This window comes from Prescottella subtropica (genome assembly GCF_005434945.1).
In the GTDB taxonomy this organism is placed as follows: domain Bacteria; phylum Actinomycetota; class Actinomycetes; order Mycobacteriales; family Mycobacteriaceae; genus Prescottella; species Prescottella subtropica.
This window is the reverse complement of sequence record NZ_SKCH01000054.1, coordinates 1-2,201: the sequence shown is the minus strand read 5'-3', so window position 1 is coordinate 2,201 and position 2,201 is coordinate 1. Positions and strand designations below refer to the sequence as shown.

Annotated in this window: 1 protein-coding gene and 1 pseudogene; one reads left to right on the top strand and one right to left on the bottom strand. The window is 64.5% G+C overall.

Annotated features, from left to right (window positions below; genetic code table 11):
* Positions 1–167 precede the first annotated feature (167 nt).
* Positions 168–1,363, bottom strand: a pseudogene (locus E0497_RS20260) (IS3 family transposase); the annotation flags it as partial.
* 2 nt (positions 1,364–1,365) lie between these two features.
* Between E0497_RS20260 and E0497_RS20250 the strand changes: the two are divergent.
* Entirely contained in the window at positions 1,366–2,112 is a 747-nt protein-coding gene (locus E0497_RS20250; RefSeq protein ID WP_137726592.1) for a site-specific integrase, read from the top strand.
* Positions 2,113–2,201: the final 89 nt, after the last annotated feature.

The window sequence follows — 2,201 nt, the reverse complement described above, 5'->3', positions numbered from 1 at the left end:
GGGCACGACTCGTTCCTGATGACGCGGGAGTAGAGACTTGCATCATCACCGAGACGGTCGTGCCCGCCCCAATCCGCACCCCGATCGTGCGCCATCCCACCTTGAAACCGCAGGTCAGCGGGCATCACTCACGACTTTGCCGAGGCCCTGGGGGTAAGGCCCCTCGAGTGGAGCCTGCGGCAGTTGTACCAATCCACCCAGCCGGCGGCGGCGTACTCGACATCGGCGATCGACGTGTACGGCCCGGGATGGAACACCGTGGTGCCGATGCACTCGGTCTTGTAGAGCCCGTTCGCCGACTCGATCAACGCATTGTCGTAGGCGTCGCCGACCGATCCGATCGATGCCGCGATCTGTTGCAGTGCAAGATGATCGGTCAGTCTCGTCGACGTGTACTGGCTGCCGGCATCGGAGTGGTGGATCAACTGTCCGGACCTCACCGGATGCCCCTGGCGGTCGCGTTCCCACATCGCCATCCGCAGTGGGGTCATCACCAGATCGACCTGTTTGTTCGTCGCAGCATGCCAGGAGACGATCTTGCGGGAGAACACGTCGACGATGAACGCCACATACACCCAGCCCGACCAGGTGTTCACGTAGGTGAAATCGGTGACCCACACCTGATCGGGGGCATCGGCGGTGAAGTCCCGGTTCAACAGATCACCGGCCCGTACACCATCGGCGGCCGGGATCGTGGTCCGAACCCCCTTTGAGCGCCGGATTCCGTTGAGTCCCAACAGTTTCATGGCACGGTCCACCGCCCCGGGTGTGACGTCGGGGAGGTGGCTGCGGCGCAGATGTGCGGTCATCTTGACCCGCCCGTAGAGGCCCTCGGGGGTCAGTTTCCGGCGGCCGTCGGCGCCGGTCGTCCAGGCGGTGTCGCGGACGGCGTCGACAGCGACGGCATCGGTGATCGTGCGCGCGGCCGGGCAGGCGTGACGCCAGGCCCGGTAGGTTCGTGCGGCGATCCGGCAGCCCTGTTCACGCAGGACCCGGCAGATCGACTCGACCGCATGATCTTGATCGCGCATGGCGTCGATGAACCCCATGATCATCGGTTGCGGGGGTCGAGTTCCCCCACGAAGAAAGTCGTGGCCGCTTTCAAGATCGCCACATCCTCGCGGAGCCGCTTGTTCTCGGCCTTGAGTCGCTTGATCTCGGTCGACTCGTCCGAGGACACCCCGTCCCGCTGGCCGGCGTCGATCTGGGCTTGGACGGCCCAGCGGCGAACGCTTTCCTTGCTGACCCCGACCTGTTTCGCGATCGCCTCGCTGGCCGCGGTCACCGTCGGATACTCCTGGGCGTGGGTGTCGAGCAGTCGCAGCACGCGGGCCTTGACCTCCGGATCGATCTTCTTCGGCATGATTGTCATCCTTCCTGACTCAGAAAGGACCGGCATCAAACCTGGGGTGCTTCAAACTCACCGTCGAGCGATACCTCAAACAATGGCTCGACGGCCTCCGACTACGCCCCGGCACCATCGCCAACTACCAGCGCACCATCCGCCTCCACGTCACCCCCTACATCGGAGACGTACGCCTCGACCAACTCACCGGGGCACGCCTATCCACCATGTACCGGCAACTCGAGACAGACGGATTCCGGCGCGGCACCAAGGCCGGCGAACAAGGACTGTCCGCCCGCACCGTCCGCTACGTCCACACCATCGTCTCCGCAGCCCTCAAACAAGCAGTGGCAGACGGCCTCCTCGTCATCAACCCGGCGACAAAAGCGAAACCACCCACCGCCACCGAAGCACGCGCCCCCGAAATGACCGCCTGGACAGCCGAACAAGCCGCCGGATTCCTCGCATGGACCCGCGAACACCGCGACAACTGGGAAGCCTGGCACGTCCTGCTGTACACCGGAATGCGTCGCGGCGAACTCGTCGGCCTCCGATGGTCAGACATCGACCTCGACGGCCAGACAATCAGCGTCGGTAGGTCCGTGGGCGTCCTCATGGCAGACGGCCGGCGCACCACCATCATCGGCCCCACCAAGACAGGCAAACCGCGGGTCGTGAACATCGACGCCGAGACCGTGGGCGTACTCCGGGAATGGCGCAAAGCACGGGGGACTGAGGTTCCCCCCGAACAGCGGACAAGGGGCTAAGCAGCTTCGACGTGATCCATCGCAGCCAGTGACATCTCGTACTCGTCGGGACTGAGCATCCCAATCGACGAGTGACGCCGCCTACTGTT